Consider the following 14741-nt stretch of genomic DNA (forward strand, 5'->3'; position numbering starts at 1 on the left):
ATATGGTGATTGAGTTCTTCAAGAACAGAAAATAAGAAAGCAAAAAGGACGGTTGCACCCGTCCTTTTTTGTTTACCCTATAATGGGGACTATAACTTTTGTTGAGTTAATTATATACCATCTTGCCACAAAATACAATGATATAACAATAAAAGCGTCTATGCAGTGCATAAACGCTTTTAAACCTTGGCGGAGAGAGAGGGATTTGAACCCTCGGTACGGTATCACCGCACACATGATTTCCAATCATGCTCCTTAAGCCGCTCGGACACCTCTCCAAGTGAATACTTAACTATTATAAACCACTAAATATATTCCGTCAAGCACTTTTTTCTCCCCTGCAGAGGAACGCAGTTGTGCGTAGTAGCCTTGTGGCTACCCTTACTAGCTAATTTGCATAAACCCTAGAAGAGTGCGACCCCTCCGTGAGGAACACCATGTCGCGTAGAACGTCCCGTGGCACTGTAATTACCTAAATAGCACAAACACTAGAAAAGCGCCGCATGTTCCGAAACAAACCTAACCACTGTATCAGTTTGTGGAGGAATGCCATTAGGTGTAGTAGCCTTGTGGCATTTTTTACACCTAAATCACAAAAATGCAAGAAGAGCACGGTGTACCCCCATCCCGTGAGGAACGCCATGTCGCGTAGAACGTTCCGTGGCACTGTAATTACCTAAATAGCACAAACTCTAGAAAAGCGCCGCATGTTCCGGAACAAACCTAACCACTGTATCAGTTTGTGGAGGAATGTGCGGCGATTTTCCCTTACACTAACAATAAAGAGCCACGGACAGAATAGCAACACAAGAGACGATTTAGCGAGGCAAGTACCCCAAATGCTGCAGCAATATTTTGACTCCAATCAGAATCAATATAACTCCTCCTGCCATTTCGGCTCTTTCACGAAATGCTTTCATCATATGATATCCACTAAATATGCCCACGAGACATACCAAGAAGGTAATCACCCCTATGGTGAGCGATGTAAAATATATATCCACATGCAATAGTGCAATGGTAACCCCTACAGCTAAAGCATCGATGCTAGTGGCAATGGACAACGCTAACATCTCTTTCCAATCCACGGAAGATGTATCCTCTTCCTCATCGCTAAAAGAGGCACGAATCATATTAATACCCAAATAGCCTAAAGTAATGAAAATAACCCAATGGTCCCACTCATCAAAATTCTGCGAAAATTGAGCTCCTACAGCTGCCCCTATGATCGGCATTAAGCACTGGAATGCACCAAACAAGAATGCCAACGTGATTTTTTTCATCTTTGGATCTGCTTTCATCTGCGATGATTTACAAATAGAAACCGCAAAAGCATCCATAGCAAGACCTATCGATAAAATTAATATTTCAAGGTATGACACAAGTCCCTCCTGCAAATAACAATAAAAGTGCTTGGCAATCCCAAGCACTTTTTCTTAAAAACATTACATTTCATATAGAGAACTGTAATTGTTTTTAGTACTAATTTTATTATTATACATCACCTAAGGCTAATAGGGAATAGGCTTCTAATCCCATTGTGGTATCATTTTCAATCTGTATAGTTCGTTGCAACTCTGCACGTAACGATTCCAATACTTGTTTTGTAAAGAATTGCCCCACATCTGGATGCACCACAATGGATACATCCGTTTTTAATCGACCAAATCGATACAATTCCCGCAGACGTCGTAAGATTTGCAAATACACAGTTTCTCCTTTTAGTACATGTCCAGTCCCACCACAACTGGAACAAGTATCAAAGAGGATAGATGGAATACTTTGGCGCTCCCGTTTCCGTGTCAACTCCAACAATCCTAAGGAAGTAATACCACATACGACGGTTTTAATAGGATCCTTTTTCACTAAGTGGTTCATCAACTGTACTAGTTCTTCCATATCCTGTTTAGGCATATCTATAAAATCGCAAATGATGATTCCTCCAAGATTTCGCAATCGCAATTGTCTGGCAATCATATGGGCCGCTTCTTGATTCACTCGTTTTGCCACCTGTCCCACTTGTTCATTCTTACCACTGTAATGAGCAGAGTTTACATCAATCACAGTGAGTGCCTCTGTTTGATCAATCTGTAAGGAGCCACCAGAGGGTAGATCAATGCGATGATTTAAAAGAGCATCAATTTGTTCTTCAATACCATGTGTTTTAAAAATATCTTCCTTCTGATTCCAAAAGCTGACTTCTACAGGCTTACCAAACCGTCCTGCTCCTAATAATTGTTGCAACTCTTCATAAGCAGCTACATCATCCACCATAATAAAACCTACCGTAGGTCCTACATAGTCTCGGATCACACGATACCATAAGTTGGCGTCTCCATAGATTTCCGTTCCATTCTGTGCTACCTTATAGCGCTTTTGCAAGTGTTCCCAAGTCTGATGTAAATAGGCCATATCACGAGCAATTTCTTCTTCACTAGCCCCCATAGCTGCGGTGCGCAAAATAAATCCTACACCTCGCTCTAAATAAGGTTGTGCCATATCTTTCAAAGACTGACGCAACTCTGGGTCTGTAATCTTTTTAGAAATATGAATCTGTTGATCTTGTGGCAATAATACCATATAGTGACCAGCCAAACTAACATCAGTAGTGACACGAGCGCTTTTTCCCAGCATGGCGTCCTTCACAACTTGAACTAATAAGACTTCCCCTACATGTACTTTTTTCTGTTTCCCTTGTTCTTGTAGGTTTAGGTACACATTTTGACCGATGCCAATGTCGAGGAAAGCTGCACTCATGCCAGGTAGAACATTTTTCACTACCCCTTTATACATATGATTTACGCGATTCGATAGCTGTGGTCGTTCATATATAATTTGTTGTAAATCCCCTGTCTCATCCACAATGGCAAGACGGGTTTCCTCTTTCATCACATTGGCATATAATCGATTCATAGTCTCTCCTTATTCCACTTCTAGAGGCGTAATACAAGCCCCATCCGTTTCAATCAAAATCGCTTCACGGTGAATAGAATAACTATCTGTTACGGGCCAACCGTATTGCTCTTTGCCCAATTTCCACATATCCCCTGGCTTCATAGTCCCTTCTGGATATACGCCAATAGCCATACGAATTGTTACCATATCTCTGTCTACCTTTGCTACCAAGGGTTCTTTAATGAAATGTTTCACATCAATCATTCTTGTTTTCTTCGGTGTTACCTTTTCATATAATACTTCGTCTGCACTATTAAAAGGTTCCAGCAACTGTTCCCAATTTGCGTATTCTACAGTCGGACCTGTCACCTCATAGACTGCATAATTGCATATGGCCATCATTTTTTTCACTTTATCCGGCATGAATCGTCCATCCAACACTTCTAAGCCTTTTGGTGCTGATTGTGAAAGTCGGCTCATCAATTCTTCTAATGACCCTTCTGCTAACACATCCATATCACAGTATTCAGCACTGGCCGTGATACCCAAGGCAAGGGCAGAGGAAAAGCTAATCTTCATATGTGGATTAAATCCCTCAGAATAAGCCATTTTAATCCCACTACGACGAATCATACGCTCTATGGCGGAAGCATAATCTAAATGGGATAAAAAGCGAAGTTCTTCTCCCTTATGTAAGGCCAAACGTAACTTTCTCAACACGTCCACCCTCCTTATAATCAATAATTGGTGTGCCTAGCTCTGGGCAAGCATTACAGCCATTACATGGCTTACGACGGCAATCCCACGTCAACGTACCATCTACAGCACGCTCCCATTCACGTTGTAAAAAGGCTTTACTTACGGTGTCATCAATATGTTCCCAAGGCAATGCCTCTTCAAAGCTACGGTCACGGCGAGCATAATAATCTGGATCAATATTCGTATCTTTGAAAGCCTGCATCCAGATATCGTATTTAAAATACTCTGTCCAGCCATCAAATTTACAACCATGTTTCCAAGCCTCTATGACAGATGGCGCTAATCGTCTATCTCCACGAGCAAAGATAGCCTCTAAATACCCCGTATGTCCATCATGATAATGATAGGAAATATTCCGATTGTTGATAAGAGATTTTAAATATCTCTGTTTACGATGAATCTCCTCTACATCTTGTTGACCATACCATTGGTAAGGGGAGTGTGTTTTCGGTACGAAGAAAGAACAACTCACTGTCACCTTGCCATTGCGTTTGCCTGTAATATCTCGGTGCAAATCTAATACTTTATAAGCTAAGTCAGCAATGCCTGCTACGTCTTCATCGGTTTCCGTCGGTAAGCCCATCATAAAGTATAATTTCACTGTGTTCCAACCAGATTTGAAAGCATTTTCACAAGCTGCCATCAAATCTTCTTCACTAACACCTTTGTTAATCACATCACGCATACGCTGAGAGCCTGCTTCTGGAGCAAAGGTTAAGCCACTTTTACGCACTTGCTGCACTTTTTTTGCAATGTCAATAGAAAATGCGTCAATACGCAAAGATGGTAGACTAACACTGACTTGTTTATCTTTAAATTCTCCCATCAGCATATCTACTAATTCTGGCAATTTAGAATAATCTGCAGAACTTAGAGACATTAAAGAAATTTCATTATATCCGGTATTGGCAATAATATCCTTTGCCATTTGTAATAACCGTTCCGGCGTTCTTTCACGAACAGGACGATATAACATACCAGCTTGGCAGAAACGACAGCCTCGCAAACAACCACGGAATAATTCTAATACAGCCCGATCATGGACTACGTCTAAATATGGCACAATAGGTGCTGTCGGATAATAGGAGTGTTCCACATCTTCTACGATACGTTTTTTTACAACTGCCGGCGCTTCCTCTGCCAAAATTTTTAATCCTTTAAAATGACCGTCCTCTGTGTATTCTGGCTCATATAAAGCAGGTACATAGGTCCCTTCAATTAAGGCTGCTTTGCGCAAGAATGCCTCTTTACCGCCTGGAAAACCTTTCGCTTTTTCTGTTTTAAATAGTTCTACAAATTCCACAAGCCATTCTTCCGATTCACCGATAGACACGATGTCAAAAAAATCTGCAATAGGCTCAATATTATATACACAAGGTCCCCCTGCTAATAGCAATGGGAAAGACATGTCTCGATCTTTGCTATAGAAAGGGATCTCTGCCATATCCAGCATATTCAAGATGTTGGTATAGCTCATTTCATATTGCAATGTAAATCCCAATAGATCAAATTCGCGAATTGGCGTTTTGGTTTCCAAAGAAAATAAAGGAATCTTACGGTCTCGCATTTCCTTTTCCATGTCGTGCCAAGGGGCAAAGACACGCTCAGCCACCACATCTTGACGTTCATTTAACAAACCATATAAAATTTTTATTCCTAAATGGCTCATACTTACTTCATATACATCAGGAAATGCCAATGCCATTGTCACATCCACTGTACTGTGGTCTTTTACAATGCTATTCCATTCCCCTCCGGTATAACGAGCCGGTTTTTCCACATGTTGTAACCATGATGGATCTAAGTGAATCATACAACCTCACTAGAGGCATAAGCCTCATTTCTAACAATTAAAACATGCGTTTTTTCTGACGCATTACTATATTCAATAATAAACCTATACTCAATAGATTAGTGGTCAAAGCACTAACACCATAACTGATGAAAGGCAATGGGATCCCTGTTACTGGCATAATCCCTGTCGTCATACCTACATTGACTAAGACTTCAAACAAAAACATAGACCCAATACCTGTAGCAATTAGCATACCAAAGGGATCTACTGATCGTTTGGCAATTAAAAAACTACGATATACCACCACTAACAATAATCCTAAGACCACACAACACCCAAGAAGACCCAATTCTTCTCCGACCACGGAGAAAATAAAATCTGTATGGTTTTCTGGCAAAAAGTTCAGTTGACTTTGGGTTCCTTCAAAAAGGCCTTTTCCAAATAGCAAACCTGAACCGATTGCAATTTTAGATTGGATAATATGATATCCGGCTCCAAATGGGTCTACATTGGGATTCAAAAATACCATAATCCGTTGTTTTTGATACTCTTGCAAAACAAACCAACTTAGCGGAGCTAATGCCACCATGGTACCTACCATAATCTGCACTAATCGCATTCGAATACCACTAACAAAAAGCATGCCTGCCAAAATAGCCACATACACTAAGGATGTTCCTAAGTCAGGTTGCTTAAATACTAGTAGTGCCGGAATTCCTAAAAACAAGAATACTGGCAACAGTTCTTTAAAGGAATTTAATTTTTCTACCCGACTTTCCAACATATTGGCAAGGCTAATGATCATCATCAGTTTTGTAAACTCTGATGGTTGGATAGTAATCGGACCAATCTGAATCCAGCGCTGCGCACCCAGTGCTGATGTACCCACGATCATAACAGCCAATAACATGAGGATGGTAGCTGCATAAATCCATTTAGCATAGGGACGCAAACGCTCATAATCTAGCCATTGTAGACCTACAATGGCTATGATATTTAATCCAAAAAATAGTAATTGCTTTGATACCAGTCCCGTTAGTTGTAAACCTTCGCGATTCACATGCGTAGCACTACCAATCACAATGCATCCTATGATGATAAGGCTAATCGTAGACAGCATCAAAATCCAATCCCATTCTCGTATAATTCTCTGCCACATAGTATACTCCTAGTCTACTTTTTGCTCTTTTATAGAAGATGTGCCCGTTTTGGAATCACCTTTTTTCCCGTTCACTGGTGCAACAACCGGTTTAGGAATATGAAAATATTCTTCTAAAATCGGACGTACAATAGAGCCGGCTGAGCTAGCTCCAAAGCCACCTTGCTCCACAAGAGCTACCACAACAATACGGGGTTTGTCATAAGGTGCATAGGCGACGAACCAACCGTGGTCAGTACCAGTAGCATTCTCTGCAGTTCCTGTTTTACCAGCTACTGCTAGGGATAATCCTTTAAAGATTTCCCCTGCTGTACCACCTTCCAACGTTACGTCTCTAAGACCATTACGAACAATATCCATAACTGCTTTAGACACTTGTAAAACGCCTAGCTTCTTAGGTCCAAAGATTTCTTCTGGCGTTCCATCTGCATTATCAATGCGGCTCACCACATACGGTTGGTAACGAATCCCTCCATTGGCAATTTCAGACATAACCACTGCCATCTGTATAGGCGTGACTAAGGTAAAAGATTGACCTATAGCAGCATCAAAAGTTTCCCCTAAATACCAATCTTGATTAAATACTTTCCTCTTATATTCTGGACTAGCTAAGTTACCACGACCCTCATCATAGAGCTTAATACCTGTCTTTTCTCCTAATCCAAAGATTTTAGCATATTTATCAATATTTTCTATACCTAAGCGATTACCCATTTCATAGAAATACACATTATCAGATTTGGCTAAGGCTTTATTAAAGTCAAGCCAGCCCAAGGCTTCTCCCTCTGCATTTCGCTTATCAATTAACCAGTGTTTACCACTATCGTAAATCATTTCATTAGGAGTTACTTTTTTTAATTCTAATGCGGCTGCGCCAGTAATAATTTTAAAAGGAGATCCTGGTGGATATTCACCAGTAACTACTTTATTTTCAAAAGGATGATTCGCATCAGTATTGAGTTGGTTCCATTGTTCTGTGGTAATCCCTTTGGCAAACCAATTCGGATTAAATCCTGGGGCACTAACCATCGCCAATACAGCTCCTGTATTAGGATCTAGGGCCACAACGGCAGCACCCTTTGCAGGAATACCTTGCGATCTAAGAGTAGCTAATTGATCATACACAGCTTTTTCAGCCACTTTTTGCAAATTCAAATCAATTGTCAAATGAATATTTCGCCCTGGTACTGTATGTTTACGCCCTACTTCTTCAACAGGTCGTCCGCTGGCATCTACCTCTACTTGACGACCACCATCAACACCACGCAAGACAGAGTCATACATTTTCTCAAGGCCCGATCTTCCTAAAATCGTACCCGCTCCAATAGGGCCTCCAGAATTTGTGCCTTCTAATTCTGCTTGCTTTACTTTTGCCAATTCTTCTTCGCTCACTTCTCCTACATAGCCCAATAGTTGAGATGCCATCGTATCATGAGGGTAATAGCGAAGTGGTTCTACATCTACTGTAATACCTGGTAATTCGTGACGATGTTCTTCAATTTTTGTGACCTTATCTAAGGTTACATCACTAGCTAATCTAATTGGTTCATAACCACCTTTATGAGCTTCTATTTTATCTGCTAAGGTTTTCACTGGCACTTGCAAATAAGCAGCCAATTGTTCTAACACTTTTGGATCTGCCTGTTTTCCAGTTGGCAACATAGATACCATATAAGCAGGTCGTGAGCCGACGATAATTTGACCATTTCGATCATACATCAGCCCTCTAGTAGCCGTCATAGATAAGATACGTAACCGGTTCCCCTCTGCTTTTCCACGGTAATAATCACCTTCAATAGCTTGTAAGTAAAATACACGTCCTAATAAAACAGCAAAAACGAGGATGACTATAGTTAACAACACATCAAAGCGTGTAGTTTTTTTCTTTTTATATAGTGCTTTTAACATAGTCTCTCCTTTCTACCACATGTATTCATCTTTTTCTTCCCAGCGCCATACTAGTTTATGCACTAAGATTCCCACCAAGGCATCAATACCTATCGAAGGAATGCCATGATTCCATATATAGGTAGTCAATATGATAGGCTCCTGCACAATCCACAATAAGCCTATTTGCACTAGCATCACTAACGACGCTCCTAGTCCAATCCACCCGGCACTGGCATACCATTGTTCTTCATAAATAGTCAAATGTATAGACCCTAAGACATAACTCACTGCGGCATAGGATACCACATGTAATCCAAAATAATTACCAATCATCACATCCTGGACAATACCCCCTACAACTGCTAATAGCAATCCAGAGGAACGCCCTTTCAGTATAGTAACGACTAAGGCAATATCTAGCAACAAATGAGGTGCCCAAGAGTAGGGAAACCATCTAGGTACGACTAAAGATTGGATAATAATCACACCTACTAACATCAATGTCCAGGCAAATCGCTTCATTGTTGCACCGTCCCTTTAGCACCTTCTACTTGATCTCGTTGCGTGCGAGGAATCAATTTTGGCTCTAATTTTGGTGTTTCTGGTCGCGCTGTAAAGGATTTGGTAATGACGAATACTTCTTCTAAACTTTGAAAGTCTACCGTAGGCTCAATGATTGCATGTTTCACAAAACCTTCTTCATCAGTCACAATATCTTTCACATGACCTAATAATAATCCCTTTGGATACATACCTCCAAACCCTGAAGTTACAATTGTATCGCCTTTTAGCACATCACCATTTAAGGCAATGTTCACCATTTGTGGCTCCATAGGGCGATTCCCATTCCCTTTCAGTATAGATGCAATTCTAGATTCTGGTCGTTGCACGATAACACCAGTAGCAGATCTTGGATCTAATATGCTTTGTACCCGTGCAGAATGTTCATATACATCTGACACAAAGCCTACGACCCCGCGGGGAGCAATGACTGCCATATTTGGCTCTACCCCATCTGCACGGCCTCTACTAATAGTGAATGTATCCGTCCAAGCCCCTCTATCACGAGTCACTACAGAGGCTGCTAATAAAGCAAATTGAGGTTGTTCTCCTTTAAATTGTAACAATTGGCGTAAACGAATATTCTCTGCCACCAATTCGTCATAGGCCACTTGCTTTTGCTCTAATTCTGCATTGCGTTCCTCTATATCAGACATATCTTTCACACGTAGAATACCATCATCAATAATCGCTATCCCCGTATGTATTCCTTCTAAGAAACGACTAGCTCCATAGGTAAATGGGGCCATCAAATTTTCTAGAGTTACTGTTACCACTGGAACTTGTGTTCTTTGTTTCCACACATATCCAAAAACACCTAGTACAGTACAAAGAATGACGATCATAGTCAACCATTTGCGTTCAGATTGTTGCATTAAGATCGCCCCTTTCGTAATTTACTTGCCACTAACAATCGTTCTAAACGTTGCACATCTGCGGCAGCTCTTCCTAAACCAAGTGCCACCGTATCGCCGGGCGTATCTGCAATGCGTACAGGAATGCCTAGTTCCTCTTGGATGTGGCGGTCTAACCCTTCAAGTAAGGACGTACCTCCCGTAAGGAGCATGCCACTTTCCATAATATCTGCCACTAATTCAGGTGGTGTTTTTTCCAAAATACTGCGTATAACCGCCACCATATCTGCAATAGGTTGTCGCAAAATTTCATAGACTTCACTTTTACGAATCATACAGCGTTTGGTGAGTCCCGTTTCAGAGTGACGACCTACGATAGTGTATTCCCCTTCGATAGATGGAGCGATCGCACAACCAAGAGTTTGCTTAATGTCTTCCACTGTTTCATCGGATACCATAATAGAAAACTCATTACGTATATAATGATATATGGCTTCGTTTAATTCATTACCACCAATCCGTGATGTGCGGCTCGCTACTTTACCACCCATAGATAAAATAGCTACATCTGTAGTACTACCGCCAATATCTACAGCCATACTACCACGGGCCTCAAAGATAGGAAGCCCTGCACCAATCGCTGCTGCCACTGGACTTTCCAGCAAATGAGCTTCCCGAGCTCCTGCCTGAATAATAGCATCTGTCATCGCTCTTCGCTCTACATCGGTAATCCCACAAGGCACTGCCATGACGACACGAGATCTACGAACCGCCTTGGACGCTTTGTTCATAAAATACTTTAACATAGACAACACAATACGATAGTCCACAATAAAGCCCTCTTTCAGAGGACTCATAGGGGCTAATGTTTCTGGATTACGCAATAACAAGCGTTGTGCATCTTCCCCAACGGTGACGATATTCTCTTGCTTTGCATCCGTTGCCACGATGGATGGTTCTGATACAACTACCCCTCGACCTTCCACAAAAATATGTGTGTGAAAGGTACCAATATCTATTCCTAAATCTCTTCCTAATGAAGAAAATAATTTCATCGAATCTCTCCTTATAAAGAATTCCGTATTTTATTAATTGTAACATACTTTAAGGAGATTATAAATAAAAAGGCATAGCCTTGCATCGTCTTATTCTATAGTAGTCAAACATTTGTGACACAACCTTCTAATGATTTATTTAAGAAGTACTCTGCTATATATTCATTGGATGATTTAAACCCCAATACTTTCTGTGCTATGTTATTATATCTACTGCATATCGTTGATGTTCCTTTAAAAAAGCGTTAAGACTCCTAAACCTTCTTGTATAGAATCTTTCTCCATCAACCTTATGGATCCGCTCTACCTTTCCATTTTGCCATGGAGAAAATGGGCAAATTAGCTTATGTTTTATACCTAATTTACGTAACACTCGATCAAACAAACACGCTCGTTCTTTAAAACCGTAATTAGTAAACTCTCGCCCATTATCTGTCTGTATCGTACATACTTTAAAGCCCATACGTGCCTCCAAATCTACTAAGAATCTACTTGTATTAGTTGCGCTCTTCTCGTCTACAATGGATAGTATACGTTTCCTAGAGTATTCATCTGTAGCCGTAATTTGGTAGTATTTAATGCCATCGGTGTTAATTAGCAAGCATTCAATTAGGTACATATTTAATATCAATGTGAACTTTTTCACCTGGATATGTAACCACATCAGGCTTCCAATTGCTTTTATAATATTGTTTAGATTTCTTTTTCTTAGGTATATGCTTGCGTATTTGACAGCACATCGATCCATAGGAATGAGTATATCCGCGTTTCTTAGCTTCTGTATATACTTGTGCCAACCCTTCATGCTTAAACTTCGAATATACACGTTTAATTAGGGATAATTCTTCCTCTGTATATTGATTTGGATATGAGTGAGGTCTACGGCTCTTTAACCGCAAGGATTCAATCGTTCCATCATATCGTTTTACCCAACGTTGTACTTGCTGTCTACTTCTATGATACCGTCTGGCTGCTTCATCATTATTTTTATATTTAATAGCATATTCACAAATTAGTTTACGAAAGCGTAATTCTTCAGTTATAATAGATGACATAAGAAGGTCTCTCCTTTGAGATAATGATTCGGTTTAGCAACTTTCATTATAACAGAGAGCCTTCTTATTTTTTATTTTTTTGTCACAAATGTATTATACTCTTACAAAAGCCAGCAGTCTCCAAATTCTGCTGGCTTTCACTATGTTTATTCTATTCCCACTCTATTATTCGTTCAATAAATAAGGATTGATATAAGCTAGAATATCGATTATTTGTTTATTAAGTTGACATGAATTATTAGAATTAATTTGTATTGTTTGTAAATTGTTTTCACGAAATAAAATAAGCTGTGGAAAAAAAACGACATTTTTTGTATAATGTTATTAAAAAAATTAGGTGGTGTCAGTATGAGATTAGCAGTAAGACTAGCTATTGAAACAAGAAATAGTATTGAAGCGCTAAAAGAAGAGATTAAATCAACTGGAGAATTTGATAATCTTCGTCTAACAAATGGTTTCGTGATTAACCAAGCATATTTAGACTGCAAAAAAATTACCAACGAAAATAAATGGGAGACAGTTTTAAAATCTGGCTCTCAAGTTGAAGAAAGAAATGCACCAAAGACGAGAACTGATTTACAAGTAAATCAGACAACTATGGATGGTATTGCTGAACTAAAAAAAATATTACCACGCTACACTGAGACTAGTTATGTAACAACCTCATTTGTCCTAAAGATGATAGTTAGAGGTTCTCTTTTAGTACGGCATGGAAAAATTTAGGCTTTATGCCTATTTTTTTGACCAATTTTTTGTGGTTGACAGAACACGACATTTTTTGTATAATAGTGTCGTGAAGTAACTACAATACATGCTAAAGTACAAAAAAGAATATCAAACATGATAAAACCTATTTTAAATGCAGAAGAAACGGTAAAAGAAACAAAAGTCCTGATTAGCCAAAAACCTTATTTTCTCTATATAGAAGAAAATTGTAAACGAAAGAAAACTGAAACGGTTGCTGGGTATACATACGAGTGCGTAGCTATAGAAAAGCAATTCGAGCATTTTAATGTAAAGATTGAACACTCTAAACCTCTTTTTCAAGAACCAAAAAACATTCCTCAGAATTGTATGATTGAGTTTTTTTAGGCCTGACAGGTAGTGTCTACGTTGCTGGGGATTGCTACAAATATGTCACGTGCAGATTTATTATACTTTGTTGGCAGTCTTGGCTATGATGAATATGGCAAACGAATCCAGCATTGGGGGGGGAGAGGCTTTAAGAGCCAGATAGAAGCCAAAAAAGGCTATGAATCCTACATAAACGATTTCTATGATTCGGTATTAAGAAAAATTCTATTATGTCATATAAAGAATTTTATGAAACTTACTTCAAACCAGACTATAAGCAATCAGTTAAACCTCAAACATTTGAAAGTAGGTTATCTTCAATGGAAATTCATTTGAAATACTTCTTTAATCGTAAATTGAAAGATATATCTGCTCCAATGGTTAAAAAACGGCAAAATGATCTTTCATCTAAATATTCATCAGGTTATGTAAGGGCAATACACGGGCTATTTCAAAAAAGTTTAGATCTTGCTATAAAATTGGGTTTGATTCAGAAAAATATTGCTAAACAGGTAGGATATGTAAAAAAAAGTAAGAAAGAAAGTAGATTTTTGGACTAAAGAAGAAGCAGAAAAAGTATTTTCAATATTTGATTTGAATGATTATTATGATAGATTCGCTTTTACTCTTATCTACATCCTATTTATGACTGGTATACGAATTGGAGAGGCACAAGCACTAAATTGGGAAGATATAAATTTCAAAGAAAAGACCTTAGATATAAGCAAAAATATGTACTATAAGACCTCAAAAGAGTTTTATATTACTGAACCAAAAACATTAGCTAGTAATAGACAGATTGCACTTGATGATACAACTATAAAATATTTGATGGAATGGAAGGAAATCCAAAAAAGAATATTGAGACAGATTTGGTTTTTTATATAACGGGTTGCCAACTAACAAGAGTACAACTAGCCATATTATAACTCGTCATGCGAAACTTGCTGGAGTGCATAGAATTAAGACTCACGCTTTAAGGCATTCTCACGCTAGTCTTTTAATTTCATTAGGAGAAAATGCCTTAGTAATTCGTGATAGACTAGAGCACGAAGATATAAAAACTACCCTGGAAACATATGGGCATTTATATCCAAATATGAACCGTGAAGTAGTAGATAAGTTGAACAAAGTTTTTAAGTATATTGGATAACAGAGTTTTTACTGATAACAGTATGTGAATAGAAAATGCAATGATTCAAATCCTTAAAAAATTTTGATATAATTAAATTTAGTTTTTAAGAATGAAAGCGATGGTGAAGATGAGACATGAATAGCGGACAGAAGAAAAGACTCAATTCAATTTTTAGTAGATATTATAACTATTATTACACCATCTTTAATATTGATTTAACAAAAGATTTATTAAAAAAGACAGAGTTTACGATTGAAAAACCAATTTCAAGCGATTTAGAATTAAATATTCTTGATTTTCTTTTAGAAGTATCTAAAGATATTTATAACTTAAATAATCAAAATGATAGAAAAATAAGAGGGCAGTATCCAACAGCTGATAAACAAATTATCAGATCTATAATTGATGGTTCATTGATCAATTCTAAAAAGGATATTAGAAAATTGAAGATTCTTGACCCTTGTGCAGGAACAGGTAATTTCATCATAGTGCTTTTATATGACCAATTT

Annotated in this window: 18 protein-coding genes and 1 tRNA gene; 7 read left to right on the forward strand and 12 right to left on the reverse strand. The window is 38.6% G+C overall.

Features of this window, described 5'->3' with window-relative positions:
* Positions 1–187: 187 nt before the first annotated feature.
* The 12 genes from EO114_RS07020 to EO114_RS08000 form a co-directional block, all read right to left on the reverse strand.
* A tRNA-Ser gene (locus EO114_RS07020) sits at positions 188–278 on the reverse strand.
* A 540-nt stretch (positions 279–818) separates the two neighbouring features.
* Positions 819–1382, reverse strand: a complete 564-nt coding sequence (locus tag EO114_RS07025) for a manganese efflux pump MntP family protein (protein ID WP_127062345.1) — start codon at positions 1380–1382, stop codon at positions 819–821.
* 112 nt (positions 1383–1494) lie between these two features.
* Positions 1495–2913, reverse strand: a complete 1419-nt coding sequence (locus EO114_RS07030; RefSeq protein WP_127062348.1) for an Rne/Rng family ribonuclease — start codon at positions 2911–2913, stop codon at positions 1495–1497.
* Between the two features lie 9 nt (positions 2914–2922).
* The gene (locus EO114_RS07035) at positions 2923–3612 is read right to left on the reverse strand and encodes a TIGR03936 family radical SAM-associated protein (protein WP_062401257.1); all 690 of its coding nucleotides are present in this window, start codon (positions 3610–3612) and stop codon (positions 2923–2925) included.
* Positions 3584–5467, reverse strand: coding sequence for a TIGR03960 family B12-binding radical SAM protein (locus EO114_RS07040; protein ID WP_127062350.1), 1884 nt, complete (start codon positions 5465–5467; stop codon positions 3584–3586). The genes EO114_RS07035 and EO114_RS07040 overlap by 29 nt, the downstream gene beginning before the upstream one ends.
* A gap of 37 nt (positions 5468–5504) precedes the next feature.
* A complete protein-coding gene (gene rodA / locus EO114_RS07045; protein WP_009352948.1) occupies positions 5505–6608 on the reverse strand; it encodes a rod shape-determining protein RodA in 1104 nt (367 codons plus the stop codon).
* A 9-nt stretch (positions 6609–6617) separates the two neighbouring features.
* The gene (gene mrdA / locus EO114_RS07050; RefSeq protein ID WP_127062352.1) at positions 6618–8516 is read right to left on the reverse strand and encodes a penicillin-binding protein 2; all 1899 of its coding nucleotides are present in this window, start codon (positions 8514–8516) and stop codon (positions 6618–6620) included.
* Positions 8517–8528: 12 nt separating this feature from the next.
* Positions 8529–9020 carry a rod shape-determining protein MreD gene (gene mreD / locus EO114_RS07055; protein WP_127062354.1) on the reverse strand — a complete coding sequence of 164 codons (492 nt, stop codon included), beginning with the start codon at positions 9018–9020 and terminating at the stop codon, positions 8529–8531.
* Positions 9017–9934: a rod shape-determining protein MreC gene (gene mreC / locus EO114_RS07060; RefSeq protein ID WP_009352838.1), complete on the reverse strand. Its 918-nt coding sequence runs from the start codon at positions 9932–9934 to the stop codon at positions 9017–9019. Before mreC ends, mreD begins: the two co-directional genes overlap by 4 nt.
* A complete protein-coding gene (locus EO114_RS07065) occupies positions 9934–10968 on the reverse strand; it encodes a rod shape-determining protein (RefSeq protein ID WP_127010205.1) in 1035 nt (344 codons plus the stop codon). The genes mreC and EO114_RS07065 overlap by 1 nt, the downstream gene beginning before the upstream one ends.
* Before the next feature lie 196 nt (positions 10969–11164).
* Positions 11165–11632, reverse strand: coding sequence for a DDE-type integrase/transposase/recombinase (locus tag EO114_RS07995; protein ID WP_370447309.1), 468 nt, complete (start codon positions 11630–11632; stop codon positions 11165–11167).
* Entirely contained in the window at positions 11574–12023 is a 450-nt protein-coding gene (locus tag EO114_RS08000; protein ID WP_240629072.1) for a helix-turn-helix domain-containing protein, read from the reverse strand. Before EO114_RS08000 ends, EO114_RS07995 begins: the two co-directional genes overlap by 59 nt.
* Before the next feature lie 348 nt (positions 12024–12371).
* On the opposite strand from EO114_RS08000, the gene EO114_RS07075 reads away from it, so the two are divergent.
* The 7 genes from EO114_RS07075 to EO114_RS07090 all read left to right on the forward strand — a co-directional run.
* Positions 12372–12746, forward strand: a complete 375-nt coding sequence (locus EO114_RS07075) for a hypothetical protein (RefSeq protein WP_127062356.1) — start codon at positions 12372–12374, stop codon at positions 12744–12746.
* 117 nt (positions 12747–12863) lie between these two features.
* On the forward strand, positions 12864–13115 hold the full coding sequence (locus EO114_RS07080; RefSeq protein WP_206168673.1) for a hypothetical protein: 252 nt from the start codon (positions 12864–12866) through the stop codon (positions 13113–13115).
* Between the two features lie 42 nt (positions 13116–13157).
* A complete protein-coding gene (locus EO114_RS08085; protein WP_206168674.1) occupies positions 13158–13433 on the forward strand; it encodes an Arm DNA-binding domain-containing protein in 276 nt (91 codons plus the stop codon).
* Entirely contained in the window at positions 13328–13657 is a 330-nt protein-coding gene (locus EO114_RS08005; RefSeq protein WP_240629074.1) for an N-terminal phage integrase SAM-like domain-containing protein, read from the forward strand. The genes EO114_RS08085 and EO114_RS08005 overlap by 106 nt, the downstream gene beginning before the upstream one ends.
* Before the next feature lie 34 nt (positions 13658–13691).
* Positions 13692–13985 (forward strand): site-specific integrase, encoded by a 294-nt coding sequence (locus tag EO114_RS08090; protein WP_370447310.1) that lies wholly within the window; start codon positions 13692–13694, stop codon positions 13983–13985.
* A 4-nt stretch (positions 13986–13989) separates the two neighbouring features.
* The gene (locus EO114_RS08095) at positions 13990–14250 is read left to right on the forward strand and encodes a tyrosine-type recombinase/integrase (RefSeq protein ID WP_370447311.1); all 261 of its coding nucleotides are present in this window, start codon (positions 13990–13992) and stop codon (positions 14248–14250) included.
* Positions 14251–14366: 116 nt separating this feature from the next.
* The coding region (locus EO114_RS07090) for a hypothetical protein (RefSeq protein WP_206168675.1) at positions 14367–14741 on the forward strand (375 nt) is incomplete at its 3' end.

It is taken from the genome of Veillonella sp. 3627 (assembly GCF_003992195.1).
In the GTDB taxonomy this organism is placed as follows: Bacteria; Bacillota; Negativicutes; order Veillonellales; family Veillonellaceae; genus F0422.